The following is a 24,953-nucleotide window of genomic DNA, read 5'->3' as shown; positions in this document are numbered from 1 at the left end:
GCTCCGGCACCGCTGGCGTCCCGCCCGTCGTCATGCTCAAACGACCGCAGCTTCAGGCGCGGAGGAGTGAGCGATGCGGATCGTTGTTCTGCCGGGTGACGGTATCGGGCCGGAAATTGCAGCGGCGACGTCGCACGTGCTGCGTGCGGCCTCCGAACAGTTTCAGCTGGGCCTGATGCTCGACGAGCATGCTGTCGGACATGCGAGCCTTGCGCAGTTCGGCACCACGGTGCGCCCCGACCTGCTCGAGATCGTGCGGGCCGCCGATGGCCTGATCCTCGGGCCGACCGCGACCTTCGACTTCAAGGACGAGGCGCGAGGCGAGATCAACCCATCACGTTATTTTCGCAAGAACCTCGATCTGTTCGCCAACATCCGTCCGGCGCGCACTTATGCCGGCCGCCCCCACCGTGTCGGCGAATTCGATCTGGTGGTGGTGCGTGAGAACACCGAAGGCTTCTATGCCGATCGCAACATGGAGGAGGGCAATGCCGAGCTCAAGGTCACGCCTGATGTCGTGGTGTCGTTGCGGCGGATCACCCGGCAGTGCTGCGAACGGATCGCGCGGGTTGCCTGTGAACTCGCGATGGTCAGGCGCAAGCACCTCACCATCGTCCACAAGGCTAATGTGCTGCGGATGGGCGACGGCCTGTTTCTCGACATCTGCAGGGAGATAGCGCTCGGCTACTCGGGGCTCGTGGTCGAGGAGGTGCTGGTCGACGCCATGATGGCGCATGTGGTGCGCGAGCCGCGCCGCTTCGACGTTCTCGTGACCACCAACATGTTTGGTGACATCCTCTCGGATCTCACCGCCGAGCTCTCCGGCAGCCTCGGCCTTGGCGGCTCGCTCAACAGGGGCGCGAACTATGCCATGGCGCAGGCCGCCCACGGCTCGGCGCCCGATATCGCCGGACAGGATGTCGCCAATCCGGTGTCGCTCATTCTCTCGGCCGCGTTGCTGCTGTCCTGGCATGGCGAGCGTATCGGCGCTCCGCGTTTTATCTCTGCAGCCGACGCGATCGAAAAGGCGGTGGCGAAGGCGATCGCGGAGGGACAGGCGAGCCGCGACGTCGGTGGCTCCCTCGGCACTGCGGCGGCAGGCGCGGCGATCGCCGCACGCTTAACATAGCACGACAGGCCGGATCATTGATGATCCGGCCTGTCAGTCGTACGGCATGTGGTCTATTCGGCGCTAGAGACGAGCTTGATGCGCGGCTCCGCCTGGTTCATCAGGCTGCGATAGGCGGCCAGATAATCCAGCGCCATGCGGCGGGCGGTAAAGCGACGATCGAACTGCTCGCGTACGCGGGCGCGGCTCAGGTCGGGAAGCCGGCCGACGGCCGCGACCGCGCTGAGCTCGTCCTCGACGACGAAGCCGGTGATGCCGTCATCGATCACCTCCGGCACTGAGCCGCGGTTATACGCAATGATCGGCGTGCCGCAGGCCATCGATTCGATCATCACGAGGCCGAACGGCTCCGGCCAGTCGATCGGCAGCAGCAGTCCGATCGCACCGGAGAGGAATTCCGCTTTCTCGTGATCGCCGATCTCGCCGACATACTCGACCAGCGGATTGCCGTTGATCAGGGGTGAGATGAGCTGATCATAATAATCCTGATCCGCACGATCCACCTTGGCGGCGATCTTGAGCGGAACGCCACAGCGCATCGCGATCTTGATCGCTCGGTCGACGCCCTTTTCCGGGGCGATGCGGCCGAGCACGGCAAGGTAGCTCGGCCTCACCGGCTTCGGCGTCAGCAGAGTCTCCGGCAGCCCGTGCAGCACGGTGCTGACCCAATTCGCGTTTGGCACGGGACGGCGTTGCGCATCCGAAATTGAAACGACGGGAAGATCTTTGAAAATCGAGAACACCGGTTGGTGCTCAGGCAGATCGAGCCGGCCATGCAACGTGGTCAGGAACGGCGTCGGTTGGCGATAGAACAGCGACCACGGATAGTAGTCGAGATGGAAATGCAGGATGTCGAACTCTTCATCATCACATCGCTGTCGCACGTTCTCCAGCATCACCATGTGAAGGGCGTTGGGATCACGCACTGAGCCGTCGAGGCGCAGAGCTCGCGGCCAGGTCGCGCACAATTTCGCCGATGTCTGTGAGTCCCCGCTTGCAAACAGCGTGACATCATGGCCCAGCGCAACCAGCTCCTCAGTCAACCAATGAACCACCCGCTCGGTGCCGCCATAGAGTTTCGGAGGCACAGCCTCCGTCAATGGAGCAATCTGCGCAATGCGCATCTCACCGTCTCCCGTCTCTGATCATGAATGAAGATCCCCCTCCGATTGGCACCGGCACCGCCGAGAGCAGGAACGTCCTCGCATCTGCGAAGTTCCCTTCAACAATCATTGTTTCTTCGCCACATCGTGTCCTCCCGAAGTTCTCATTGCTGCCATCTCGGCTACTCAAGCCGGTGGTGTTTGGACAACGTTGGCAGTTGGATGGAGATACGGTGGGAACCGAATAAATCAGTCGTCGTTCATTCGCTTGAATCGGATCGCCCCCTTCCGACATGTTCCAACGGACATCACATGGATCAGCTTTCAGGCTACGCGCATCGGCCCTTTCCGTTCGTCATGCGCTATCTGCGTAGGCGCCCGGCAGCCCACCTCATCATCTTGTCGGCTGTTGTTGGCGCGGTTGCCTGCTCCGTAGGCACGCAATATGGCGTTAAATTCCTGGTCGATAGCCTGTCCGCGGGACCAGGGGGCGGAGGCCAGGTCTGGACCGCCTTCGCGTTGTTGATGGCGCTGATCGCGACAGACAACATCTTGTGGCGGGTAGCGAGCTGGATCGCCAGTTTCACATTCGTCAGGGTTACCGGCGATCTGCGCCGTGACATCTTCCGCCATCTCACTGGGCATGCTCCGAGCTATTTCGGCGATCGGCTTCCAGGCATGTTGTCGAGCCGCATCACTGCGACGTCCAATGCCGTGTTCACGGTGGAAAACATGTTCGTCTGGAACGTGTTGCCGCCGTGCTTTGCGACGATCGCGGCGATTTGCCTGATTGGAACCGTCAGCGTCGCCATGGCCGCGGGCCTGCTTTTGATTGCCGGCGCCATGGTATTTGCGATGTTCCGCTTAGCGGCCGCAGGCAAGCCGCTCCATGACGATTTTGCCGATAAGGCTGCGATCGTGGACGGCGAAATGGTGGACGTCATCTCCAACATGCCGTTGGTGCGGGCGTTCTGCGGTCTGCGTCACGAGCATGACCGCTTTGACGCCACCGTCGATAAGGAACTGGTCGCACGCGGCCGCAGCCTTCGTTATCTGGAAAAACTGCGTATCATGCATGCCAGCGTCACCATCGTTCTGACGATTGCCGTGATGGCCTGGGCGATCTCGCTGTGGCAGAAGGGCGGCGCGACCACCGGCGATGTGGTGCTGGTCTGTACCCTCGGTCTCTGCATCCTGAATTCCACCCGCGACCTCGCGGTGGCGCTAGTCGACGTCACCCAGCATGTCGCGCGGTTGAGCGAGGCGATCGCCACGCTGCTGCAGCCGCATGAGCTGCGCGATCATCCCGAGGCGGAGCCGCTGATGAAGATTGGCGCCGCGATCGCCTTCAACAACATCAGTTTCCAATATCCGGGCGGGCAGAAGATCTTCGAGAACTTCACGCTGCGGCTGCAGCCGGGACAGCGGGTCGGGCTGGTCGGCCAATCCGGCGGCGGCAAATCGAGCCTGTTCACGTTGCTGCAGCGGTTCTACGATCCGCAGAACGGCACCATCACGATCGATGGCCAAGATATCGCCAGGGTCACACAGCAGAGCCTGCGCGAAGCGATCTCGGTGGTGCCGCAGGACATCTCCCTGTTCCACAGGTCCATCCTCGAGAACATTCGCTATGGCCGTCCCAGCGCCACCGACGACGAGGTGCTGCGGGCAGCAATCGCAGCGCGCTGCGATTTCGTCGATGCCCTGCCTGACGGGCTGCAGACGATGGTCGGCGACCGCGGCGTCAAACTGTCGGGCGGCCAGCGCCAGCGGATCGCGATTGCGCGCGCCTTCCTCAAGGACGCACCGATCCTGCTGCTGGACGAGGCCACCGCTGCGCTCGACAGCGAGTCGGAAGAGGCTATCCGCGAGGCGCTCGGACGCCTGATGCGCGGCCGCACTGTGATTGCGATCGCGCACCGGCTTGCGACGCTGCGGAACTTCGACCGCGTGGTGGTGCTGAGGGCCGGCCGGATTCTCGAGGACGGTCCGCCGGACCGGCTGATGCAGGGCGAGGGTCCATATCGCGAGCTTGTGACCCAGGAAATGACCCGGCTTGCCAAATTCGCCGCCTGACGGATACACGTCGCGGAAGCTTGGTGTAGAAGGGGGCACCTCGCTTCTTTGCATCGCGTCATTGCGCCCGCTGAATGCGCAATCCAACAATGCACGAGGTCAAGATGTCGGCTGAACTCGCGAGCATGCTTATATCGACCGCGCACACCGACGAGCCGGTTGCGGAGCAGCCGTTCTATATTCCGATGACGGGGCCTGCGGCACGGCCGCGGCGCTCGCTCAAGCATGACGATACCTTCATCGTGCTGGATGGCCACGGCGACATCGGGGCCTCGGCCGGCGGACCTGACGGGCTGTTCAATTCCGATACGCGCTATCTCGCGCGGCTGGAATTGATGCTGGATGACGTTCAGCCGCTGCTGTTGGGATCAAGCCTGCGTGATGACAATTCGGCGCTGACGATCGATCTGACAAATCCCGACATCTATCACCAAGGGCGGCTGGTGATGTCGAAGGACATGCTGCATATCGTGCGCACGATCTTCCTGTGGCGCGGAACGGCCTATCAGCGGATCGGAGTGCAGAATCACGGCGACCGGCGCGCCAGCCTCGATTTGAAGTTGACCTTCGACAATGACTTCGCTGACCTGTTCGAGGTCCGGGGCGCTGTACGGCAACGGCGTGGCGTCGGTTCGAGCAAGCTCGAGGGACCCGCGGGCGTGCGGCTCGAATATCGCGGGCTCGACGGCGTGACGCGGACCACGGCCCTCAATTTCGATCCGCGTCCGACGCGGCTCTCGGTCAATACGGCGATCTTTCATCTTGATCTGGCGCCGCACGAATCGCGCTCCGTCTTCGTTGCGGTCTCCTGCAATGCGCGGGCGGGCGAGAAGCCAGGGCGGTTCTTCCCCAGCCTGCTCGCCCACCGGCGCGAGATGCGCTCGTGCACCCGCGGTGCGACCAGCATCGAGACCTCCAACGACATCTTCAACGAGGTTCTGTGCCAGGCCATGGCCGACCTCAACATGCTGATGACCGACACCCCACAGGGCCGTTATCCGTATGCCGGCATTCCCTGGTATTCGACCACATTCGGACGCGATGGCCTGATCACGGCGATGCAGATGCTGTGGGTGGATCCGCGCATCGCCCGCGGCGTGTTGCGCCGGCTCGCCTTCTATCAAGCCAAGGAGACCGACCCGCTTGCCGACGCCGAGCCCGGCAAGATCCTGCACGAGATGCGCGGCGGCGAGATGGCGGCGCTGAGAGAGGTGCCGTTCGCCTGCTACTACGGCAGCGTCGATTCGACGCCGCTGTTCGTCTTGCTTGCCGGACTGTATTACGAGCGAACCGGCGATATCCATACGCTGCGCGAATTGTGGCCGGCGATCGAGGCCGGCCTGCGCTGGATCGATGGCCCCGGCGATCCCGACCGCGACGGCTTTATCGAATATCAGCGCGCCTCGGAGCAGGGGCTCGCCAACCAGGGCTGGAAGGATTCCTACGACGCGGTGTTTCACGCCGACGGCCGGCTGGCGGAAGGCTATATCGCGCTCGCGGAAGTGCAGGGCTACGTATTTGCGGGCAAGCTTCTTGCGGCGCGCAGTGCGCGGCATCTGGGCAAGACCGATATCGCCGATAGGCTTGAAGCAGAGGCCGCGAGTCTCGCCAGCCGCTTTGAGGATGCCTTCTGGTGCGAGGAACTGAACACCTATGCGCTCGCGCTCGATGGCGAGAAAAAGCCGTGCCGGGTGCGCAGCTCGAACGCGGGTCAGCTCTTGTTCAGCGGCATGGTGCGCGAGGATCGCGCCCACAAAGTCGCCGCCGATCTGATGCGGCCGTACTTCTTCTCAGGCTGGGGCATTCGCACCATTGCCCATGGTGAGGCCCGCTACAATCCGATGTCCTATCACGACGGCTCGATCTGGCCGCACGACAATGCCCTGATTGCGCTGGGACTGGCGCGCTACGGTCTCAAACACGCAGTCGAGCAGGTGTTCAAGGGCCTGTTCGACGCGGCCGCCTATATGGATCTGCGCCGGTTGCCGGAATTGTTCTGCGGCTTCCGGCGCGAGAAGAACCGCGGGCCAACGCTTTATCCTGTGGCCTGCGCGCCGCAAGCCTGGGCCAGTGCGACCTCATTCACGTTACTGGAGGCCGCGCTCGGACTGGAATTCGACGCCGTCAGAGGCGAGATCCGGCTGCGCAATCCGCGGCTGCCCGCATTCCTGGATTGGGTGGTGCTGCGCGACCTGCAGCTTGGGTCCTCGACCGTGGACATGTGCCTGCGCCGTCACGGCGAAGATGTCTCGCTCGAGGTCTTGCGCCGCCGCGGCCAGATCCAGATATCGATCGTGCTTGCGCATTGAGGGAGGCGAGAGAGCGCATGCGCATGATGGGTCGCATCCTCGTCGTCACGCTGCTCGCGGCCGCCGCGGCGCCATCGTTGCGCGCTGACGAGGCACCGATCGCAACACCTTCTCCTGCGCCTACGGCTACGCCTGCGCCGCCTGCGAAAGAACCAGCGCCGCCGCCGTCGGTCACGATCCTCGGGGCGCAGGATGCGCACGGCGTCCTGGGCCGCGACGTGCGCAGCTCAACCGGCGAAGACATGGGCCACATCGTCGATGTCATCGTGGACCTGACCGGTACGATTCGTGCCGCAGTGATCGATTTCGGCGGCTTCCTCGGCGTCGGCAGCCGCAAGATCGTCGTCGATTGGACGGCACTCAATTTCGCGCATTTGGCCGACAAGAGCGACCACGTCACGCTTGATCTCACCAAGGAACAGGTGAAGGCCGCACCGGAGTACAAGGAAGATAAGCCGGTCGTTGTGTTGGGCGCGGCCGGCAAGCTGTCGCCCTGGCTTTTTGATCATTGAGTTTGTGCGTCATATCGCCGGTCCGGCGCGGTGCTCGCGTCAGACCGGCGGCGGGACGTCTGCGTCCCGCGATCGACATCATGAGACACGGAGAGCCATGCTGATTGCGCGGCCATCCAGATCCGCTGCCCGGGGTGATCCCGATCTCCGCAAAGATGCGGAGGATCGCGCTCACCGCAGCGCCGAGATGGGCCAGCCGCCTGCGCCGCGGCCGGAACCCTCGCGGCAGAGCCTGCGCGGTCTCGACTGGTTCGTCTTCTTCCTCGCCGACGTGCAGACGGGGTTCGGGCCATTCATCGCGGTTTATCTGACCACCCAGAAATGGACGCAGTCTGAGATCGGCCTGGTGCTGTCGATCGGCGGCATCGTCGGGCTGATCGGCCAGATGCCGGGCGGCGCGATCATCGATGCTGCGAAATCCGAGCGGCTCGTTGCCGGGCTCGCGGTTGCGACGATCGGCTGCGCGGCGCTCGCCTATGCGGCCTGGCCGATCTTTCCGGTGGTTGCGATCGCCGCGACCTTGCATGCGGCCGCAAGCTGTGTGCTGGGGCCGGCAATTGCCGCGATCAGCCTCGGGCTGGTCGGGCCACATGGCATGGCCCGGCGGCTCGGCCGCAATGCCCGTTTCGCTTCGCTTGGCAGCGGCGTTGCCGCCGCGGTCATGGGGACCTGTGGCTATCTGCTCTCCAGCCGGTCGGTGTTCCTGGTCACTTTTGTTCTGGCGTTCCCGACCCTCATCGCGCTGTCGCGCATCTGCGACAATGAGATCAATATCGCGCAGGCGCATGGCGTGGCGGATCCGCCTGAGGCGGAGGCTGCCTGGTTTGCGAGCCTGTTGAGCCTGATGCGCAAGCGGGCGCTGCTGATCTTTGCCTGCGGCGTCTTCATGTTGCAACTTGCCAACGCGGCGATGCTGCCGCTGATGGCGGGCGTGGTGACGATGCGCTCCAGCGAATGGGCCACCGTGCTGATCGCCTTCTGCATCGTGGTCCCGCAGGCGATCGTGGCCCTGACCTCACCGTCGGTCGGCGCCGTGGCCCAATCCTGGGGCCGGCGGCCGCTGCTGCTGCTAGGCTTTGGTGCGCTGGTTTTTCGCGGGCTGCTGTTCGCGGTGGTGCACGACCCTTATCTGCTGGTCGCGGTGCAGATCTTCGATGGCATCACGGCTGCGGTGTTCAGCGTGATGGTGCCGCTGATCGTGGCCGACGTCGCCTTCGGCAGCGGCCACTTCAATCTGGCGCAGGGTATCGTCGGCACGGCAACCGGTATCGGTGCGTCGCTGTCGACCGTGCTTGCCGGCTATGTCAGCGACAAATTCGGCAGCGCCACCGCCTTTGCCGGCCTGGCGGGGGTGGCGATGGCGGGGCTTTTGCTGATCGCGCTGCTGATGCCGGAGACACGGCAGCGCGACAGTAGGAGGGGCTGAACGCGAAGGGGTTCAGGCGTCCATGCTGTGCAGGCGCTGGCGGTTGCGCAGCACGATCTGGCGTGCACCCGAGAAGCCGAGGATGCCCTGGCTGTGCAGCTGCGACAGCGCCCGCGAGACGGTTTCGAGGGTCAGGCCGAGATAGTCGCCGATGTCGCGCCGGCACATCGGCAGCGCCATCATGCCGGCGACTGCCAGGCGGCGATCCATCTCCAGCAGGAAGGTCGCAACCCGCTCCATCGCGGTCTTGCGTCCCAGAAGGAGCATGTGGTCTTCGGCGTGACGCAGGTCATTGGCCGTCATGGTCCAGAGCTTGCGGGCCACAGCCACGTCGACGTTTGCGGCGTGTTCGAGGCTGCGGCGCTTCACCAGGCGAACGGTGGTGTCGATGATGGCCTCCGCGGCCAGCCGGTGCGCGGTGCCGGATTCCAGGCCGAACACGTCGCCGGGAAGGTGGAAGGCGCCGATCTGGCGGCGGCCGTCGGACAGCAACTTATAGCTGCGAACAGCACCCGAAATCACCTGGTAGACGTATTCGGCGGGCTCGTCCTCACCATAGATCTCCTCGTCCTTCTTGTAGGAGAATTCGGTCGCGATCAGCCCGGCATGGCCCGTGATCTCGGCAAATTGGTTGATGACAGGAGCTGGAGCAGGGGGGCTGATTTTGGTGCTGACGACCGAACCGGTGAGCGACTGATTGAGCATGACCATCTCCTTTGCGGCGGATGGTGAATGGGTACAGTGCTGCACCTGTTAAGGAAATTTAGCGCGATATCTTAAGGAGGTCTCCTTACGTAGATCTACGGAGATGGTCAGGCAGCCGGGTCGTGACCGGTAGCGGCCTGCCGGTCGGCGATCGCTTTCCGCACGCGCTTGATGAGATTCTCGTCCAACAGCGGCTTCAACAGGAAGTCGTACACGCCCGCGGCTGCAGCCCGCGCGGCGAGCTTGTCGTCATAATGGCCGGTGATCAAAACCACCGGTGCCGTCGCGCCCCGCCTGTGAAGGTCGTTGGTCAAGTCCACCCCGTTGATATCGGGCATCTTGTAGTCGATCACGAAGCAGTCGATCGGGACATGGTCCAGCGCGTTCAGAAGCGCCGTTCCGCTGCGAAAGGTTCGCACGTCGAAGCCGTCGGTCTCCAGCAGGAATTGGAGCGAGCTGAGGACGCCCACGTCATCGTCGGCAACATAGACCTTGGGTTTGGGGATAGCCGACATTGCAAGTGACGCGCGCATGCAGGTTGAAAGGATAATTTTCAACATGCATCGGAATCCGGAAGATCGGCTTGATCTGGCTCAATCCTTCAGCGCGCCGGCACGCATCGCCAAGCGCACCAGTTCGGACAGACTGTTTGCACCCATCTTGGTCATGACGTTGGCGCGATAGACTTCGATGGTGCGTGGACTGATGTCGTATTCGCGCGCAATCAGCTTGTTCGACAGGCCCGCCATCAGTCCGTCCATGACCTGACGCTCGCGAGGGCTCAGTGTCGCGATGCGCGCGAGGATGTCCTGTGTGGCCGCTTCGTTCTTGGCGGCTGGCTCGGCCTGCCGAATCGCCGACTCGATCATGCCGACGAGGCGTTCGTCTTCGAAGGGCTTTTCCAAAAAGTCGATCGCACCGAGCTTCATCGCCTCGACCGCGAGCGGGACGTCACCATGCCCGGTCATGACCACGATCGGAAAGCTGGAGTGTGCGGCCTTCATCCGCTTCAAGAGTTCGATGCCGTCGATTCCGGGCATCCGCACGTCCGAGACCACGCATCCGAACGAGAGATCTGCGAGTGCGTCGAGAAAGCTCTGCGCGTCCTCGAACAGGATCACCTCGAATCCCGAGGAGTCGAGCAGGAAATTGAGTGAGTCCCGCATCGCCTCGTCGTCGTCGATCACATAGACCTTCGCCTTTTCGGCCATTGTCGCTCAACCTTCGTCGGGCGCCGCGGGCAGCGTGAAGCGGAAGGTTGCGCCGCCAGCGTCGTTGTTTTCGGCCCACATGCGTCCGCCGTGAGCCTCGATAATAGAGCGGCTGATGGACAGACCAACTCCCATTCCGGTGTCCTTGGTGGTGAAAAAGGTCTTGAACAGGTTGGGCATGACGTCTTCGTGGAACCCTGTTCCGGTATCCGAGACGGCGATCTCGATCAAGTCGTCTCCAACCTTGCGGTTGCTGGCGATCAGCTCGCGCCGGCTTGACTGTGCCATCGCCTCCAGAGCGTTGCGGAAGAGGTTCACCAGCACCTGCTGGATCTGCACCCGGTCGACAAGCACCAGGTCGGCTTCCGGATTGAGGTTGAAGCGGAGCTGGACGTTCTGCTCGCGCGCGCCGGCGAGCCCGAGCGCGCCGGCTTCCTCGATCAGCTTGGACAGGCTTTCGACCCGCTTTTCCGATTCGCCGCGGGAGACAAAATCGCGCAGCCGCCGGATGATCTGGCCGGCGCGAATCGCCTGCTCGGCGGCGCGATCCATCGCATTCTCGATCTTGGCCGTGTTCGGGTCGTCGCTGCCAGCGAGCAGCCGGCGGGAGCCCTTCATATAATTGCTGATCGCAGCCAGCGGTTGGTTGAGCTCATGCGCAAGCGCGGAGGCCATTTCCCCCATCGCGGTCAGGCGCGACACATGGACCAGCTCTGATTGCAGCTCCCGGAGCCGTGCCTGGGTCTGCTGGTGCTCGGTCAGGTCGTGCGCGAAGCCGGTGAAATAGGGCTGGCCGCCCGACTGCATCTCGCCGATCGACAGGTGCATGGGAAAGGTCGTGCCGTCGCGGCGCCGCCCGGTCACGATGCGTCCGATGCCGATGATGTGGCGCTCGCGGCTGGCGTGGTAGCGCGCGAGATAGCTGTCATGGCGTGATCGGTCCGGCTCGGGCATCAGCTCCCGAACGTTCATCCCGATCGCCTCCTGCTCGGTGAAGCCGAACAGTCTCTCCGCAGCCGTGCTGAAGAACTGGATGCTTCCCTGGCCGTCGATCACGATCATCGCATCCGGCACCGTGTCCAGGATCGAGCGCAAGTGCCGCTCGCGGGTTCGTAACGCTTCCTCGAGCTGCTTTTCCTGATTGATGTCGAGCGCTATGCCCCTCAGATATCGCGGCTCGCCGGCCCCGTCGGGCACAATGCCGGCCAATACGCGGATCCATTGTTCGCCTGCCGTCGCGCCGTCGGAGACCTTGAATGACATATCGAAGCCGGAGCCCTGCAGGCGGGCATGTTCGATTGCCGTTTCGACCGGGGCGCGGTCGCCCTCGCTGAGAAGCGACAGGAATGAGTCGAGCGTCACCGGCTGATCGGCGGCGACCCCGAACAGCTTCCGGGTGGTCTCCGACCAGTACATCTGCCGGGTCTCAAGGTCGAAGTCCCAGGCTCCGAAACCCAGCGAGCGGGCGTCTTCGGGGCGCATGGACGCATCGGGAAAGGGTTGGGTTACGCCGCGCACGGTTCAGTCGTTCGCCGATCTCTGCTGGCACCGGCGTGCCCGGTGCGACCACTATCCTATATCAGATGACGTGCGCTTGAGAGAAAGGTAAATTTTTCTCGCAAAATTCAGGGCTTAGCCTGACCGCAGGACGCGGCGCGCCTGCCATCGCGCTTTGCGTCCGGATTGATCTATCTCATCACGGGCTCTGATTTCATCTCTAAGAAGAGATGGAAGCAATGCGTGGAGAGATGGGATGACATTCGCCGCCGTGATGGTGAGTCTCGCGCTCGATCAGCCGAACGCGGCCCGCCTCCAGGTCGCGGGCGACCTCGCGGAGCGCTTTGGCGCCGAAGTGATCGGAGCGGCCGCGGGGCAGTTCAGCCCGCCGCTGTATTTCACGACAGGCGAACAAGCCCAGGACCTGATCTGGCAGGGGGAGGCTGCGGTGCAACGCAGACTCGGCGAGCTTGAGGCGGACTTTCGGGACGCCGTCACCGCCCGTGCGCGTGCCGTGAGCTGGCGAAGTGCACTCGATTTCCCGACGCGCTACGTGCTGGCCCAGGCGCGCGCTGCCGATATTCTGGTCTGCGGCGTCCAGAACCAGGCCATCTCCGACGCTTTCGCTACGGCTAGCCCGAAGGATCTGGTGATGCAGGCGGGGCGCCCGCTGTTGGTGGTGCCCGACGACCTGACCTGGCTCGACCTGCGCAGCGTGTTGGTGGCCTGGAAGGACACGCCGGAGTCGCGCCGCGCGGTCGCCGACGCGCTGCCGCTGCTCGCCAAGGCAAAGGACGTGGTGGTGACCGAGATCCTGGAGGATGCCGCCGAGCGCGATGCCTGCGGGGAGCGTCTTGGCGACGTGGTCGCATGGCTGGCGCGGCATGGCGTGGTCGCATCGGCGAGGGTGGTCGAGCCGGCCGAGAAGCAGGATGTGGCCGCCGCACTCGAATCGGTTGCCGACGACATCAACGCCGGACTGGTCGTCGCCGGCGCGTATGGCCATTCGCGATTCCGCGAACTGGTGCTCGGTGGCGTGACCGAGCATCTCGTGACGCGAGCGCGGCGCTGCGTGTTGTTGTCACATTAAGTCCAGTAGCGACGAATTTGAGCGGGATTGCACCTTGTACAGATTTCTCGAAGAGACAGCCGGCAACTATATGACGCGGGACGTCAAGACGGTCACTCGCGACACGACGGTGCGCGAGCTGAGCGAGATGCTCGACCGTGACGATTTCAACTCCTATCCGGTGACGGACAACGACGCGGTCATCGGCATCGTCACCAAGTTCGACATGCTGAGGTGCTTTGCGTTCACGCAGAACCAGATGCTCCCGCAATACAGCGACCTGATGAACCGCAAGGTCTCAGACATCATGACGACGGAGTTCATCTACGTCCGTCCGGACACCAAGCTGACGCGGGTGCTGCAGCTCATGGTCGAGCATCGCATTCGCAGCCTGCCGGTGACCGATGGCGAGAACCGGCTGGTCGGCATCATCGCGCGTGAAGATATCGTGCGCGCGCTGGCGGCCGCGGCCAATCGCTAGGAATCCGATTCAGAACGTCCCTGATGGATTTCGCAGCGAAACCGAAGCGATTGTGAAACTGAAGCGATTGTCATGAACCGCCCGCTGGGGGCGGCTCTTGAATTTGGAGTTCCGGTGACGATCGCGCGAACAAGCTGATCGGAACGCACATTTGCGCTTTCGTCCCACGCCGAATGCCTCTGTTTGACGGCTGCACGCGTCGCGAACCGCAACTCGAACTCGGCCCGTATAGATACGGACGATTGCGTCATGCGTAACGAATAGGCTGCGCGGCTGTCGAATACTGCGAAAGCGGCAAAACCATTACTTACTCATCTTGATTTCGATCAATTCCCCGTGTGCCCGATTATGGTTGCTAGTCTCGTCTTCTTTCAGCGAGATTCCGCATGAGCGCGTCCTCAACAGCAAAATCAATGACCATCGGTGAAAGTGGGCTGGCGCTCATTTTCGCCGTTACCGCTTTCCTGTGCGTCTTTGCCGCCGCGAAAGCGCTGGATCCGGCCTTCGCGTTCCACGCCTCGCTCGGGGCGGCTGCGAGCGCGGCGTCCGTATTCGTGATTCTCAACCGTTACTTCGAGCGTCCGGCCGAGCTGCCGCCGCAGGAGATCAACGGCCGGCCGAATTACAATCTCGGCCCGGTCAAGTTCGCATCCTTCATGGCGATGTTCTGGGGCATTGCGGGCTTCACGGTCGGGTTGATCATCGCCAGCCAGCTCGCTTGGCCCTGGCTCAATTTCGATCTGCCGTGGACCAGCTTCGGACGGTTGCGGCCGCTGCATACGTCGGCGGTGATCTTCGCCTTCGGCGGCAACGTGTTGCTTGCGACCTCGTTCTACGTCGTGCAGCGGACCTGCCGCACGCGTCTCGCGGGCGATCTCGCCCCCTGGTTCGTGGTGGTCGGCTACAACTTCTTCATCCTGATCGCGGGCACCGGCTATCTACTCGGCGTGACGCAGTCGAAGGAATATGCCGAGCCTGAGTGGTACTCCGACCTGTGGCTGACCATCGTCTGGGTCACCTATCTGCTCGTGTTCCTGGTGACCGTCATCAAGCGCAAGGAGCCGCACATCTTCGTGGCGAACTGGTTCTACCTTGCCTTCATCGTCACCATCGCGGTTCTGCACCTTGGCAACAACCCGGCGCTGCCGGTCTCGCTGCTCGGCTCGAAGTCCTACGTCGCCTGGGGCGGTGTGCAGGACGCGATGTTCCAGTGGTGGTACGGGCACAACGCAGTCGGCTTCTTCCTGACCGCCGGCTTCCTCGCCATCATGTACTACTTCATTCCGAAGCGGGCGGAGCGGCCGATCTATTCCTACCGGCTGTCGATCATCCACTTCTGGGCGCTGATCTTCCTCTACATCTGGGCTGGTCCGCACCACCTGCACTACACTGCGCTGCCGGATTGGGCCCAGACCCTGGGCATGACCTTCTCGGTGATGCTGTGGATGCCTTCCTGGGGCGGCATGATCAACGGCCTGATGACCCTGTCGGGTGCCTGGGACAAGCTCCGCACCGACCCGGTGCTGCGCATGCTGGTCGTCTCCGTCGCTTTCTACGGCATGTCGACCTTCGAAGGCCCGATGATGTCGATCAAGGTGGTCAATTCGCTCAGCCACTACACCGATTGGACCATCGGTCACGTGCACTCCGGTGCGCTCGGCTGGGTCGGCTTCGTCTCCTTCGGCGCGCTGTACTGCCTGGTGCCGTGGGCCTGGAATCGCCGTGGCCTCTACAGCCTCAAGCTGGTCAACTGGCACTTCTGGACTGCAACGCTCGGCATCGTGCTCTACATCTCCGCGATGTGGGTCTCGGGCATCCTGCAGGGCCTGATGTGGCGGTCCTACACGGCGCTCGGCTTCCTTGAGTACTCGTTCATCGAGACCGTCGAGGCGATGCATCCCTTCTACATCATCCGTGCCGCCGGCGGGGCGCTGTTCCTGATCGGCTCACTGATCATGGCCTACAATCTTTGGATGACCGTGCGTGTCGGTGAGGCGGAAGTCGAATCGCCCGTCGCGCTTCAGCCGGCGGAATGAGGAGCGATCACACCATGTCTTTCTGGCAACGACACCAAGTCATCGAGAAGAACTCGATCATCCTGGTCATCGGCATCCTGCTGGTGATCGCGATCGGCGGCCTCGTCGAGATCACTCCGCTGTTCTATCTGAAGAGCACGATCGAGGTGGTCGATGGCGTGCGTCCCTACACGCCGCTGGAATTGGCCGGCCGCAACATCTACGTCCGCGAGGGCTGCTATCTCTGCCACTCGCAGATGATCCGTCCGCTGCGCGACGAGGTGGAGCGCTACGGCCACTTCTCGCTGGCGGCGGAGAGCATGTACGACCATCCGTTCCAATGGGGGTCGAAGCGTACCGGTCCTGACCTCGCCCGCGTCGGCGCCAAATATTCCGACGACTGGCACGTCACCCATCTGACCAACCCGCGCGCGATCGTGCCGCAATCGGTGATGCCCGGCTATCCGTTCCTGAAGGAGACCGAGCTCAACGCGAGCAATATCGCAGACCATCTGAAGACGCTGCGGGCGGTGGGCGTGCCCTATACGGACGATCAGATCGCCAACGCCGAAGCGGACCTCAAGGCCCAGGTCGATCCGGACGGTGCCGGTTCGGAGGCGCTGACCAAGCGTTATCCGAAGGCGGTGGTCCGCAATTTCGACGGCAAGCCGGGTGCGCCGACCGAGATGGACGCGCTGATCGCCTACCTGCAGATGCTTGGGACGCTGGTCGACTTCAAGCTCTACAACGAAAAAGCCAACCTCCGCTGAGCTTAGGAAGGCAAGAATCATGAAGCCCATCCTTGCGATTGAGAATATCGCGTCGTCCCTGGTGACGACGCTGTGGACCCCGATCTTCGTCGCGATTTTCATCGCGATCGTGACCTATGCCCTCTGGCCTCGCAACCAGGCCGCTTTCGACGAGGCGGCACGCATGCCGTTGCGGGAGGATTAAATCATCATGGCTGACCATAGCGAAATCGACACCGTCTCCGGCACCGCCACCACCGGCCATGCCTGGGACGGCATCAAGGAGCTCAACACGCCGCTGCCGCGGTGGTGGCTGATCACCTTCTACATCACCATCGTCTGGGCGATCGCCTACTGGATCGTCTATCCGGCGTGGCCCCTGATATCGAGCAACACCAAAGGGCTGCTCGGCTACTCCTCCCGCGCGGAAGTGGCGGTCGAGCTTGCCAATCTCGAGAAGATCCGCGGGGAGAAGATGGCGGCGCTCGCGACGGCCTCGCTCGCCGACATCGAGAAGGACCCGGCGCTGCTTGCCCTGGCACGGGCCCGCGGCAAGACCGTGTTCGGCGACAATTGCGCACCGTGCCACGGTACCGGCGCGACCGGCGCGAAGGGCTTTCCGAACCTGAACGATGACGACTGGCTGTGGGGCGGCACGCTCGATCAGATCGAGCAGACGATCCGTTACGGCGCGCGTTCCGGCAATGCGAAAGCTCACGAAGGCCAGATGCTCGCCTTCGGCAAGGACGGCATGCTGAAGCCGCCGGAGATCGTCAACGTCGCCAACTATGTGCGGTCGTTGTCCGGCCTGCCGACCCGGCAGGGCTATGACGCCGCCGCCGGCGCCAAGATCTTTGCGGAAAACTGCGCGGCCTGCCACGGCGATAATGCCAAGGGCAATCCGGAGCTCGGCGCGCCGAACCTGACCGACAAGATCTGGCTGTACGGCTCGGACGAGGCGACCGTGATCGAGACCATTACCAATGGTCGTGGCGGCGTGATGCCGGCCTGGGAAGGGCGGCTCGACCCTGCAACCATCAAGGCGATGGCAGTCTATGTCCACTCGCTGGGTGGTGGAAAGTAACGGAAGTCCAACGGAACTTTCGTTCTGATTGAGCTGGATCAAACGGGCGGCCGGAGGTGAGCATACCTTCGGCCGCAAATGCGAGATGAATCCCAGCCATGAATAAGACGGTAAAACCGGAAGATCTGCTGCCGGTCGACGATTCGGGGCCGCTCTATGCGGCCCATAAGAAAGTCTACCCGCAAAGCGTCTCCGGCACATTTCGCCGGATCAAATGGAGCCTGATGGGCCTCTGCCTCGGGGTCTATTACTTCCTGCCCTTCGTGCGCTGGAATCGCGGCCTTGACGCGCCGGATCAGGCGGTGCTGATCGATTTCCCGAACCGGCGCTTCTACTTCTTCTTCATCGAGCTCTGGCCGCAGGAAGTCTACTACTTCACCGGGCTTCTGATCATCGCGGCTGTCGCGCTGTTCCTGATGAACGCGATCGGCGGCCGCATCTGGTGTGGCTATCTCTGCCCGCAGACGGTGTGGACCGATCTGTTCTATGCCGTCGAACGGCTGATTGAGGGCGACCGGCGCGAGCGGATGAAAAAGGATGCCTCCGCTGATCCGATGAAGCTCGAACGCATCTCCGAGCTCGTGCTCAAGCATTCGATCTGGCTCCTGATCGCGTGGTGGACCGGCGGCGCCTGGGTGCTCTATTTCAGCGACGCGCCGACCTTGGTGAAGCAGCTCGTCACCTTCCAGGGACCGGTGCTTGCCTATGTCTGGATCGCGATGCTGACCGCGACCACCTACGTGCTCGCAGGCTTCATGCGCGAGCAGGTCTGCGTCTACATGTGTCCGTGGCCGCGCATCCAGGCCTCGCTGACCGACGAGTGGGCGCTCAACGTCACCTATCGCTACGATCGCGGCGAGAAGCGGATGTCGGTCAAGAAGGCGGCCGAACTGCGTGCGCTCGGCGAGAAGGCCGGCGACTGTATCGACTGCCGGCAATGCGTCGCGGTGTGCCCGACCGGGATCGACATCCGCGATGGCGCGCAGATGGATTGCATCCAGTGCGGCCTGTGCATCGACGCCTGCGACACGGTGATGACCAAGATCGGTCGCCCGACCAGGCTGATCGGTTATGACAACGACATCAACATCCACCGCCGCGAGGCCGGCGAGCCGCCGATCTATCGGCCGGTGCGCCCGCGCACCATCGCTTATGGCGCGATCATCGCGGTGGTCGGCGGCATCATGCTCTATACGCTGCTGAACCGCTCGCTGCTCGATGTCAACGTGCTGCACGATCGCAACCCGCTGGCGGTGAAGCTGTCAGACGGCTCGATCCGCAACGCCTATACGATGCGCGTGCTGAACAAGCACGGCTTCGACCGCCTCATCGCGATCGACATCGAGGGCCCGGCGAATGCCACCGTCCACGTCGTCGGCGCCGATTCCGTCACGCCCGATCGGCCGATGATCGTGGTCGGGCGCGACCAGACCGAGGAGCTGCGGCTTCTGGTCACCGCGCCTGCGGAGAACAATCCGGAGAAGTCGGTGCCGGTCAAGTTCCACGTCACCGACATCGGGCTCGGCGTGGTGGCTTCCGCGACCGACAATTTCGTCAATCCTTGAGCTTTGGGGACCAAGGCATGAGCAGCCGTTCCGAACAATCCAGACCGCTGACCGGTCGCATGGTGCTTCTGATCCTGATTGCGTTCTTCGGTACCGTCATTGGGGTCAATGTCGTGATGATGCGGCTTGCGATCTCGACCTTGCCGGGGACTGAGGTGGACAGCGCCTACAGCGCGAGCCTCGGCTATGAGAAGGAGATCGCGGCGGCGCGGGCGCAGGCCGCGCGCGGCTGGCAGGTCGAAGCTCATGTCGAACGCGGCCGGGATGGCGCGGCGATCGTGCAGGTCGCGGCCAAGGACAATAGCGGCAAGCCGGTCTCGGGCCTGTCGTTCCAGGGCCGGCTGGAGCGGCCGACGGACAAGCGCGCCGACCAGGCGGTCGACCTCGCCGAAATCGGCACCGGAATCTATCGCGGCACCGCCGGACAGGTCGCGCCGGGCCAGTGGGACTTGGTGCTGGAAGGCGACGCCCGCGGCGAGCGGATGTTCCTCTCCAAGAACCGCGTGCTGTTGAACTAAAGGAATTCGTCATGCAGGTGACGCGCGACTTCTCCCACTACGTCAAGGATCTCGGTTCGGGCTTGAGGCATATCGATCTCGCCGTCGAGGGTGTCAGCTGCGCAGGCTGCATGGCGAAGATCGAGCGCGGCCTGTCGGCGCTTCCTGACGTGACCTTGGCGCGTGTCAACCTGACCGACCGCCGTGTCGCGCTGGAGTGGAAGCAGGGGACGCTCGATCCGGCCAAGTTTATTGATCGGCTCGCCGAGCTCGGCTACAAGGCCTATCCGTTCGAGAAGGCGAGCGCAGAAGCCACCGAGGCCGAGGAATCGCGCTTTCTGCTGCGCTGTCTTGGTGTTGCGGCGTTCGCCACCATGAACGTGATGATGCTGTCGATCCCGGTCTGGTCGGGCAATGTCAGCGACATGCTGCCGGAGCAGCGCGACTTCTTCCATTGGCTGTCGGCAGTCATCGCTTTGCCGGCGGCGGCCTATGCGGGCCAGCCGTTCTTCCGCTCGGCCTGGCGCGCGCTTCGGTCCGGCAACGTCAATATGGACGTGCCGATCTGCATCGGCGTGATCCTGGCGCTCGGCATGTCCGTGGTGGAGACCTTCCACCACGCCGAGCATGCCTATTTCGATGCCGCGATCATGCTGCTGACCTTTCTCCTGGTCGGCCGCTATCTCGACCAGAACATGCGGCGGCGAACGCGCGCGGTTGCCGGGAATCTGGCTGCGCTGAAGGCGGAAACGGCGACCAAATTCATCGGCACCGACGAGATTTCCGAAGTGCCGGTGGCGGCGATCCGCGCGGGCGATATCGTGCTGCTGCGGCCCGGCGAACGCTGCGCCGTCGACGGTGTCGTTGTCGAGGGACGCTCGGAGATCGACCAGAGCCTGATCACCGGCGAGACGCTGTATGTGCCGGCGGAGCAGGGCACCGCCGTCTATGCCGGCTCGCTGAATATCTCCGGCACGCTGCGCGTGAGGGTCTCCGCCGCTGCCGAAGGCACGCTGCTCGCGGAGATCACGCGCCTGCTCGACAACGCGCTGCAGGCGCGCTCACGCTACATGCGGCTCGCCGACCGTGCTTCGCGGCTCTATGCACCGGTGGTGCATGCGACCGCGGCGCTCACCGTGCTCGGCTGGGTGCTCGCAGGCGCAACCTGGCATGATGCCGTCGTCACCGGCATCGCGGTGCTCATCATCACCTGTCCCTGCGCGCTCGGGCTTGCGATTCCGACGGTGCAGACGGTCGCGTCGGGTGCGATGTTCAAGTCCGGCGTGCTGCTCAATGCGGGGGATGCCATCGAACGCCTCGCCGAAGCCGACCACGTCATTTTCGACAAGACCGGCACTTTGACCTTGCCCGAGCTCGAGGTGGTCAATGCGGCGGACATTCCGCACGATGTGTTCGCGCTGGCGGGCCGGCTCGCCTTATCAAGCCATCATCCAGTTGCGTCGGCCGTCGCGCAGGCGGCGAATGCGAAGGCGCCGCTGGTCGGTGCGGTCGAGGAGCCGGGACAGGGCGTGCGCGCTACCGTCGATGGCATGGAGATCAGGCTGGGGCGGCCGTCTTTCTGTGATGCCGAAGCGTTGGCCGCGCAGAAAATCGACCTCGATCCCGAGGCGTCGATCGTGACGTTCAGCCGTGGCGCGGAGAGGTACTTGTTCTCGGTCCGCCAGGGCTTGCGTCCGGATGCGGACAAGATCATCGCCGGGCTGAAGCGTCGTGGCATTGCGGTCGAGATTCTGTCCGGTGATCGCGAGGCCGCGGTCAAGGCAGCGGCCGCTGCACTCGGCGTCAGTGAATGGCGCGCCGGCGTCACGCCGGCTGATAAGATCGCGCGCATCGAAGAGCTGAAGCGCGATGGCATCAAGGTGATGATGGTCGGTGACGGCATGAATGACGCGCCGTCGCTTGCGGCTGCCCATGTCTCGATGTCGCCGATCTCGGCCGCGCATCTGAGCCAGGCCACCGCCGATCTTGTGTTCCTGGGCCGGCCGCTGGCGCCGGTGCTGGCTGCGATCGACTACGCGCGCAAGGCGCTGCATCTGATGCGGCAGAACCTCTGGCTCGCGGTTGGCTATAATGTCCTCGCGGTGCCGCTTGCGATCAGCGGTGTCGTGACCCCGCTGATTGCGGCAGCGGCGATGTCCGGCTCATCGATCCTGGTCATGTTGAATGCGCTACGCGCCCGCAAGGTCGCCGGGGAGGACGTGTCATGGAAGTCATGATCATTCTGGTGCCGCTCGCGCTCGCGCTCGGCCTTGCCGGCCTGCTCGCCTTCCTGTGGTCGCTCAAGAGCGGGCAATATGATGATCTCGACGGCGCGGCGTGGCGCGCGATCGCCGATGATGATGAGCCGCCGCTCTCGCAGCCGCAGGCGGCAAAGGGCCACCGCTAATCCTGTGGCGCAACGAGACGCGCCGTGAGAATCGCGGCGATGCCCAGCGATGCCGCGATTCCCGCGACGCAGGCGGCCCAGCCGAAGCGGTCGAATACCTGACCCAGCACCGCGCTGCCGACGATGCCGCCGGCGAAGTAACAGGCGAGATAAACGCCGCTGGCGATGCCGCGATCGCTAGCGGCCGCGCGTCCGACGAAGCCGGTCGCAACGGCCTGGGCAAAGAAGGTTCCGATTCCTACCAGCACCATGCCGGCCAGGACCGGTCGCAAGTGATCGGAAAGCATCAGCATCAGGCCGATCGCTGCGATTGCAAGTGCGCCCCAGATCGCGGCGCGGCTGCCGACGCGTGCGGCCACGTGGCCCGCAGCCAGCGTGGTCGCAATCGAAGGCAGGAACACGAAGTAAGCCAATCCGACCTGCATCATTCCAAGCGACAATGGCGGCCGCACCAGCACGAAATTGACGAAGGTGAATGCGCCGATGAAAGCGAACAGGATGCAGAAGCCGATCCCGAATGCAGCTCGCAACGGCCGATTGCGCCAGTGCGCGCCGACCGCGCCGAGCGGTGATCGGGGCGGGCTCGGCATGGATGCCGCCGGCATGCGTCGGATGGATAGAAACACCAGCAGCGCGCCGGCCAGATTGAGCGCGGCGAAGACATAGAAACTGGCTCTCAATCCAAATGCGCCGGCGAGACCGGCGGATGTCAGTCGTCCGATCAGGTTGCTGGCGACGTTTCCAGTGATATAGGCCGCAAACGCCCCGCCGGCCTCCATCAGGCTGCACTGCTCGCCCAGATGCGCGAGTGTGAGCGTGAACGCGGAAGCCATGCAGAGGCCCTGCATGATTCGCAGCCCCGCGAAGACGCCGATGTTGGGCGCGGATGCGAGCAGGGCGGTGAACACGGCAAGCAAGGCCAGGCTAGAGAAAATGCCGAGGCGGCGGTCGATCTGCGGGCTGAGAAGTCCGGTGAGCAGGCTGGCGATCGCCATTCCCATGGTGCAGGCGTTGACGGCAAGCGCCATCGCGGCCGGCATCACCTGGTAGCGTGCGGCGAGTGCCGGCAGCACCGCCTGCGTCGCGAACAGATCGACCAGGGTGAGGAATGCGATCAATCCGATCACGATCGCGCGCAATGCAGCGTTTGGGGCCTTTGCCGCAGCGGCGAAGGTTCGTTGTGACGCGGTAAGGTCGGTCATGGCGGTGACCTCGGAGATGATCAGGAGGATGTGGAGCATCATCGAGGCGAATGCGCGCGAGCATGTGCTGCTCGCGCGCTGCGGGCCTCGGGCGGACTCACATGTTGTGATCGGCGGGATCCTTGCGCACATCGCCGACATAGAGGATCACGGTCTGGGTGCCCAGATTCTTCCACCAATGCGAGGTGCCGAACACTTCGGGTCGGAGGTCGCCGGCCTTGTGAACGATCGGTTCGGCGCAGTTGCTGGCATATTCGACGATTTCGCCCTGGGCGACAAAGATCAGCGCCGGCCGGTCGTCATGGCTATGCCAGGGCACGATGCCGCCGGGTTCGATGGTCAGCTTGCGGAAGCGCAATTCGCGCCCCTTGATGTTGGCGGGCTGCTTTTCCAGGTCGATCGAGCCGAGGGTCACGTCGGTGACGCCGACCGCCTTTGCATCGACCTTGTCCCGCACATTGGCCTTGACCTTGTCGGCGGGACATTCGCCGGCCTGAACTGCGGATGCCAATGCCAGCGCGCCAGCGACTGCAGTCGCGACAACGAGGCGAGCCGTGAACGTCCGCGAAATGATGATCTGCTGAAACATGATCTGTCTCCTCTGGTGATGCGCGCCGCTTGGATCGGCGTCGCGATGTGGCAAGCATCGATCAGGGGACAGGAAGACGGAAATGCCGGCTCGCTTTCGAAGCGATAGCGCGCGGCTATCCGATGGCCCGCGATACACCATCGCTATCGAACCGATTGGGTAACGGCATTTCACGGACGTGGTGATCGGGTCTCTGATGGCGGCGTGCCCATCGCAGGGCGTCCAACCAAGAGGAGATACCGATGACCCGTTCGTTCAAGACATTCACGGCTGCCGCCGTTTTCGTCGCCACGGCAACAGCTGCGGTCGCGCAAGGCGGCTTCGACTTCGCGCCCGGAATGGCTTTCGTCTACAGCTCCGGCAAGACCAGCACGATGCAGGTCGCGCAAGGTGATCGCAATCACCAGTCGATGATGCGCCACGCCACCAAGGTCCCGGCCAATACCGTGTTCTTCATGAGCGGCGGTCAGCTCTATTCGACGCACGGGATGCTCGACCCGACCGGTAATTTCTATATCAATTGATCCAGGCCGAAGCTCGTAAGTCGCCCTTGTGGGCGGCTTACGCAGGGAATTATCATCGTCGACCTCACGCGCCGGAGCAGCCCATGACCGCGCTTTCGTCCGAAAATGCCGAGCAGCTCAAGCAAGCCTTTCTGCAGTGCCGCGCCATGGACGGGACATTGCGCGAGCAGCTGGAAGCCTATGCGGCCGCAGGCCGCGTCATCTTCCCTGCCTATGCTGCGGCGGTCGACCGGCTGGTGGCCCGAATTCACGAGAATGGAGGTGGCGAGAGCGCGCCCCGTCCGGGCGAGCCGATGCCGACCTTCCTGCTTCCCGACGAGACCGGCAGCCTGGTCAGCCTGCCGTCGCTTCTCGCCGATGGTCCTGTCGCGGTGATGTTCTTCCGCGGCCATTGGTGCCCTTATTGCCGGCTCAATGTCCGTGCCGTCATTCAGGCGCAGCACCGCATCGATGCTGCCGGCGGGCACGTTGTGGCGATCACGCCGGAGCTGCAGCTGTTCACGCAGAAATTCAAGACCGAGTCCGGCGCGACGTTTCCCGTGCTGACCGATCTCGACAACGGCTATGCGCTGTCTCTCAACCTCGCAATCTGGCTCGGGCCTGAAATCCAGGAGCTCCTGGCGTATCAGGACATGCCGTCCTTCCATGGCAATGACGGCTGGCTGTTGCCAATCCCTGCCGTCTTTGTCGTTGGCCGCGACGGGCTGGTGAAGGCGCGCTTCGTCGACCCCGATTTCCGCAAGCGAATGGAGATCGACGAACTGGTAGCGGCGCTGCGATCGGCTGCTATTGAGCCCTGAGGC

The 24,953-nt window shown here is 63.5% G+C and carries 23 protein-coding genes and 1 pseudogene; 17 read left to right on the top strand and 7 right to left on the bottom strand.

The window, feature by feature from the left end; all coding sequences use genetic code 11:
- The first annotated feature begins 73 nt into the window (after positions 1–73).
- Positions 74–1,129, top strand: a complete 1,056-nt coding sequence (locus BRAS3843_RS02935; protein WP_008967218.1) for an isocitrate/isopropylmalate family dehydrogenase — start codon at positions 74–76, stop codon at positions 1,127–1,129.
- 53 nt (positions 1,130–1,182) lie between these two features.
- Here the strand turns inward: BRAS3843_RS02935 and BRAS3843_RS02930 are convergent, their stop codons facing one another.
- Entirely contained in the window at positions 1,183–2,253 is a 1,071-nt protein-coding gene (locus BRAS3843_RS02930) for a glycosyltransferase family 4 protein (RefSeq protein ID WP_008967217.1), read from the bottom strand.
- 291 nt (positions 2,254–2,544) lie between these two features.
- Between BRAS3843_RS02930 and BRAS3843_RS02925 the strand changes: the two genes are divergently transcribed.
- The 4 genes from BRAS3843_RS02925 to BRAS3843_RS02910 all read left to right on the top strand — a co-directional run bounded on the left by BRAS3843_RS02925 (position 2,545) and on the right by BRAS3843_RS02910 (position 8,555).
- Positions 2,545–4,308, top strand: coding sequence for an ABC transporter ATP-binding protein (locus BRAS3843_RS02925; RefSeq protein ID WP_008967216.1), 1,764 nt, complete (start codon positions 2,545–2,547; stop codon positions 4,306–4,308).
- 104 nt (positions 4,309–4,412) lie between these two features.
- Complete coding sequence (locus BRAS3843_RS02920; RefSeq protein ID WP_008967215.1) at positions 4,413–6,617, top strand: amylo-alpha-1,6-glucosidase; 2,205 nt, start codon at positions 4,413–4,415, stop codon at positions 6,615–6,617.
- A 17-nt stretch (positions 6,618–6,634) separates the two neighbouring features.
- Positions 6,635–7,129, top strand: coding sequence for a PRC-barrel domain-containing protein (locus BRAS3843_RS02915; protein WP_035980654.1), 495 nt, complete (start codon positions 6,635–6,637; stop codon positions 7,127–7,129).
- A gap of 97 nt (positions 7,130–7,226) precedes the next feature.
- Positions 7,227–8,555, top strand: coding sequence for an MFS transporter (locus BRAS3843_RS02910; protein WP_035980653.1), 1,329 nt, complete (start codon positions 7,227–7,229; stop codon positions 8,553–8,555).
- Positions 8,556–8,567: 12 nt separating this feature from the next.
- Here the strand turns inward: BRAS3843_RS02910 and BRAS3843_RS02905 are convergent, their stop codons facing one another.
- The 4 genes and pseudogenes from BRAS3843_RS02905 to fixL all read right to left on the bottom strand — a co-directional run.
- Positions 8,568–9,260 carry a helix-turn-helix domain-containing protein gene (locus tag BRAS3843_RS02905; protein WP_008967212.1) on the bottom strand — a complete coding sequence of 231 codons (693 nt, stop codon included), beginning with the start codon at positions 9,258–9,260 and terminating at the stop codon, positions 8,568–8,570.
- Between the two features lie 107 nt (positions 9,261–9,367).
- Positions 9,368–9,775: a response regulator gene (locus BRAS3843_RS02900; RefSeq protein ID WP_008967211.1), complete on the bottom strand. Its 408-nt coding sequence runs from the start codon at positions 9,773–9,775 to the stop codon at positions 9,368–9,370.
- A 78-nt stretch (positions 9,776–9,853) separates the two neighbouring features.
- Positions 9,854–10,471 carry a response regulator FixJ gene (gene fixJ / locus BRAS3843_RS02895; RefSeq protein WP_008967210.1) on the bottom strand — a complete coding sequence of 206 codons (618 nt, stop codon included), beginning with the start codon at positions 10,469–10,471 and terminating at the stop codon, positions 9,854–9,856.
- A gap of 6 nt (positions 10,472–10,477) precedes the next feature.
- Positions 10,478–11,926: pseudogene (fixL, locus tag BRAS3843_RS02890) on the bottom strand (sensor protein FixL); the annotation flags it as partial.
- A 298-nt stretch (positions 11,927–12,224) separates the two neighbouring features.
- Here fixL and BRAS3843_RS02885 point away from each other — a divergent pair.
- From BRAS3843_RS02885 to ccoS, 10 genes are all read left to right on the top strand, one after another.
- Positions 12,225–13,058, top strand: coding sequence for a universal stress protein (locus BRAS3843_RS02885; protein WP_008967208.1), 834 nt, complete (start codon positions 12,225–12,227; stop codon positions 13,056–13,058).
- Positions 13,059–13,092: 34 nt separating this feature from the next.
- Positions 13,093–13,518, top strand: coding sequence for a CBS domain-containing protein (locus tag BRAS3843_RS02880; RefSeq protein WP_008967207.1), 426 nt, complete (start codon positions 13,093–13,095; stop codon positions 13,516–13,518).
- Between the two features lie 386 nt (positions 13,519–13,904).
- Positions 13,905–15,554: a cytochrome-c oxidase, cbb3-type subunit I gene (ccoN, locus tag BRAS3843_RS02875; protein WP_035980647.1), complete on the top strand. Its 1,650-nt coding sequence runs from the start codon at positions 13,905–13,907 to the stop codon at positions 15,552–15,554.
- Positions 15,555–15,568: 14 nt separating this feature from the next.
- Positions 15,569–16,303 carry a cytochrome-c oxidase, cbb3-type subunit II gene (gene ccoO / locus BRAS3843_RS02870; RefSeq protein WP_035980666.1) on the top strand — a complete coding sequence of 245 codons (735 nt, stop codon included), beginning with the start codon at positions 15,569–15,571 and terminating at the stop codon, positions 16,301–16,303.
- Between the two features lie 19 nt (positions 16,304–16,322).
- Complete coding sequence (locus BRAS3843_RS02865; RefSeq protein ID WP_035980646.1) at positions 16,323–16,487, top strand: cbb3-type cytochrome c oxidase subunit 3; 165 nt, start codon at positions 16,323–16,325, stop codon at positions 16,485–16,487.
- A gap of 6 nt (positions 16,488–16,493) precedes the next feature.
- Entirely contained in the window at positions 16,494–17,366 is an 873-nt protein-coding gene (ccoP, locus tag BRAS3843_RS02860; protein WP_008967202.1) for a cytochrome-c oxidase, cbb3-type subunit III, read from the top strand.
- 98 nt (positions 17,367–17,464) lie between these two features.
- Positions 17,465–18,931, top strand: a complete 1,467-nt coding sequence (gene ccoG / locus BRAS3843_RS02855; protein WP_008967201.1) for a cytochrome c oxidase accessory protein CcoG — start codon at positions 17,465–17,467, stop codon at positions 18,929–18,931.
- Positions 18,932–18,948: 17 nt separating this feature from the next.
- Positions 18,949–19,449: a FixH family protein gene (locus BRAS3843_RS02850; RefSeq protein ID WP_008967200.1), complete on the top strand. Its 501-nt coding sequence runs from the start codon at positions 18,949–18,951 to the stop codon at positions 19,447–19,449.
- 11 nt (positions 19,450–19,460) lie between these two features.
- Positions 19,461–21,665, top strand: coding sequence for a cation-translocating P-type ATPase (locus tag BRAS3843_RS02845; protein WP_008967199.1), 2,205 nt, complete (start codon positions 19,461–19,463; stop codon positions 21,663–21,665).
- Positions 21,653–21,835, top strand: coding sequence for a cbb3-type cytochrome oxidase assembly protein CcoS (gene ccoS / locus BRAS3843_RS02840; protein WP_035980644.1), 183 nt, complete (start codon positions 21,653–21,655; stop codon positions 21,833–21,835). Before BRAS3843_RS02845 ends, ccoS begins: the two co-directional genes overlap by 13 nt.
- On the opposite strand, the gene BRAS3843_RS02835 is transcribed toward ccoS, so the two are convergent.
- Together BRAS3843_RS02835 and BRAS3843_RS02830 are read right to left on the bottom strand one after the other, a co-directional pair.
- Positions 21,832–23,037 (bottom strand): MFS transporter, encoded by a 1,206-nt coding sequence (locus BRAS3843_RS02835; RefSeq protein WP_035980663.1) that lies wholly within the window; start codon positions 23,035–23,037, stop codon positions 21,832–21,834. The two genes, ccoS and BRAS3843_RS02835, sit on opposite strands and share 4 nt — an antisense overlap.
- 97 nt (positions 23,038–23,134) lie before the next feature.
- Complete coding sequence (locus BRAS3843_RS02830) at positions 23,135–23,626, bottom strand: cupin domain-containing protein (RefSeq protein ID WP_008967196.1); 492 nt, start codon at positions 23,624–23,626, stop codon at positions 23,135–23,137.
- A gap of 242 nt (positions 23,627–23,868) precedes the next feature.
- Between BRAS3843_RS02830 and BRAS3843_RS02825 the strand changes: the two genes are divergently transcribed.
- Together BRAS3843_RS02825 and BRAS3843_RS02820 are read left to right on the top strand one after the other, a co-directional pair.
- Positions 23,869–24,150, top strand: a complete 282-nt coding sequence (locus BRAS3843_RS02825) for a hypothetical protein (RefSeq protein WP_008967195.1) — start codon at positions 23,869–23,871, stop codon at positions 24,148–24,150.
- 83 nt (positions 24,151–24,233) lie between these two features.
- Positions 24,234–24,950 carry a peroxiredoxin-like family protein gene (locus tag BRAS3843_RS02820; protein WP_008967194.1) on the top strand — a complete coding sequence of 239 codons (717 nt, stop codon included), beginning with the start codon at positions 24,234–24,236 and terminating at the stop codon, positions 24,948–24,950.
- Positions 24,951–24,953: the final 3 nt, after the last annotated feature.

The sequence above is a fragment of the Bradyrhizobium sp. STM 3843 genome (genome assembly GCF_000239815.1).
GTDB lineage: Bacteria > Pseudomonadota > Alphaproteobacteria > Rhizobiales > Xanthobacteraceae > Bradyrhizobium.
The sequence above is the reverse complement of the archived record's forward strand: the minus strand, read 5'-3'. Positions and strand labels throughout refer to the sequence as shown.

Coding starts and splice junctions, on each gene's coding strand:
- BRAS3843_RS02935 (WP_008967218.1), top strand. CDS start 74: ATGCGGATCGTTGTTCTGCCGGGTGACGGTATCGGGCCGGAAATTGCA.
- BRAS3843_RS02930 (WP_008967217.1), bottom strand. CDS start 2,253: ATGCGCATTGCGCAGATTGCTCCATTGACGGAGGCTGTGCCTCCGAAA.
- BRAS3843_RS02925 (WP_008967216.1), top strand. CDS start 2,545: ATGGATCAGCTTTCAGGCTACGCGCATCGGCCCTTTCCGTTCGTCATG.
- BRAS3843_RS02920 (WP_008967215.1), top strand. CDS start 4,413: ATGTCGGCTGAACTCGCGAGCATGCTTATATCGACCGCGCACACCGAC.
- BRAS3843_RS02915 (WP_035980654.1), top strand. CDS start 6,635: ATGCGCATGATGGGTCGCATCCTCGTCGTCACGCTGCTCGCGGCCGCC.
- BRAS3843_RS02910 (WP_035980653.1), top strand. CDS start 7,227: ATGCTGATTGCGCGGCCATCCAGATCCGCTGCCCGGGGTGATCCCGAT.
- BRAS3843_RS02905 (WP_008967212.1), bottom strand. CDS start 9,260: ATGCTCAATCAGTCGCTCACCGGTTCGGTCGTCAGCACCAAAATCAGC.
- BRAS3843_RS02900 (WP_008967211.1), bottom strand. CDS start 9,775: ATGTCGGCTATCCCCAAACCCAAGGTCTATGTTGCCGACGATGACGTG.
- fixJ (WP_008967210.1), bottom strand. CDS start 10,471: ATGGCCGAAAAGGCGAAGGTCTATGTGATCGACGACGACGAGGCGATG.
- BRAS3843_RS02885 (WP_008967208.1), top strand. CDS start 12,225: ATGACATTCGCCGCCGTGATGGTGAGTCTCGCGCTCGATCAGCCGAAC.
- ccoN (WP_035980647.1), top strand. CDS start 13,905: ATGAGCGCGTCCTCAACAGCAAAATCAATGACCATCGGTGAAAGTGGG.
- ccoO (WP_035980666.1), top strand. CDS start 15,569: ATGTCTTTCTGGCAACGACACCAAGTCATCGAGAAGAACTCGATCATC.
- BRAS3843_RS02865 (WP_035980646.1), top strand. CDS start 16,323: ATGAAGCCCATCCTTGCGATTGAGAATATCGCGTCGTCCCTGGTGACG.
- ccoP (WP_008967202.1), top strand. CDS start 16,494: ATGGCTGACCATAGCGAAATCGACACCGTCTCCGGCACCGCCACCACC.
- ccoG (WP_008967201.1), top strand. CDS start 17,465: ATGAATAAGACGGTAAAACCGGAAGATCTGCTGCCGGTCGACGATTCG.
- BRAS3843_RS02850 (WP_008967200.1), top strand. CDS start 18,949: ATGAGCAGCCGTTCCGAACAATCCAGACCGCTGACCGGTCGCATGGTG.
- BRAS3843_RS02845 (WP_008967199.1), top strand. CDS start 19,461: ATGCAGGTGACGCGCGACTTCTCCCACTACGTCAAGGATCTCGGTTCG.
- ccoS (WP_035980644.1), top strand. CDS start 21,653: ATGGAAGTCATGATCATTCTGGTGCCGCTCGCGCTCGCGCTCGGCCTT.
- BRAS3843_RS02835 (WP_035980663.1), bottom strand. CDS start 23,037: ATGACCGACCTTACCGCGTCACAACGAACCTTCGCCGCTGCGGCAAAG.
- BRAS3843_RS02830 (WP_008967196.1), bottom strand. CDS start 23,626: ATGTTTCAGCAGATCATCATTTCGCGGACGTTCACGGCTCGCCTCGTT.
- BRAS3843_RS02825 (WP_008967195.1), top strand. CDS start 23,869: ATGACCCGTTCGTTCAAGACATTCACGGCTGCCGCCGTTTTCGTCGCC.
- BRAS3843_RS02820 (WP_008967194.1), top strand. CDS start 24,234: ATGACCGCGCTTTCGTCCGAAAATGCCGAGCAGCTCAAGCAAGCCTTT.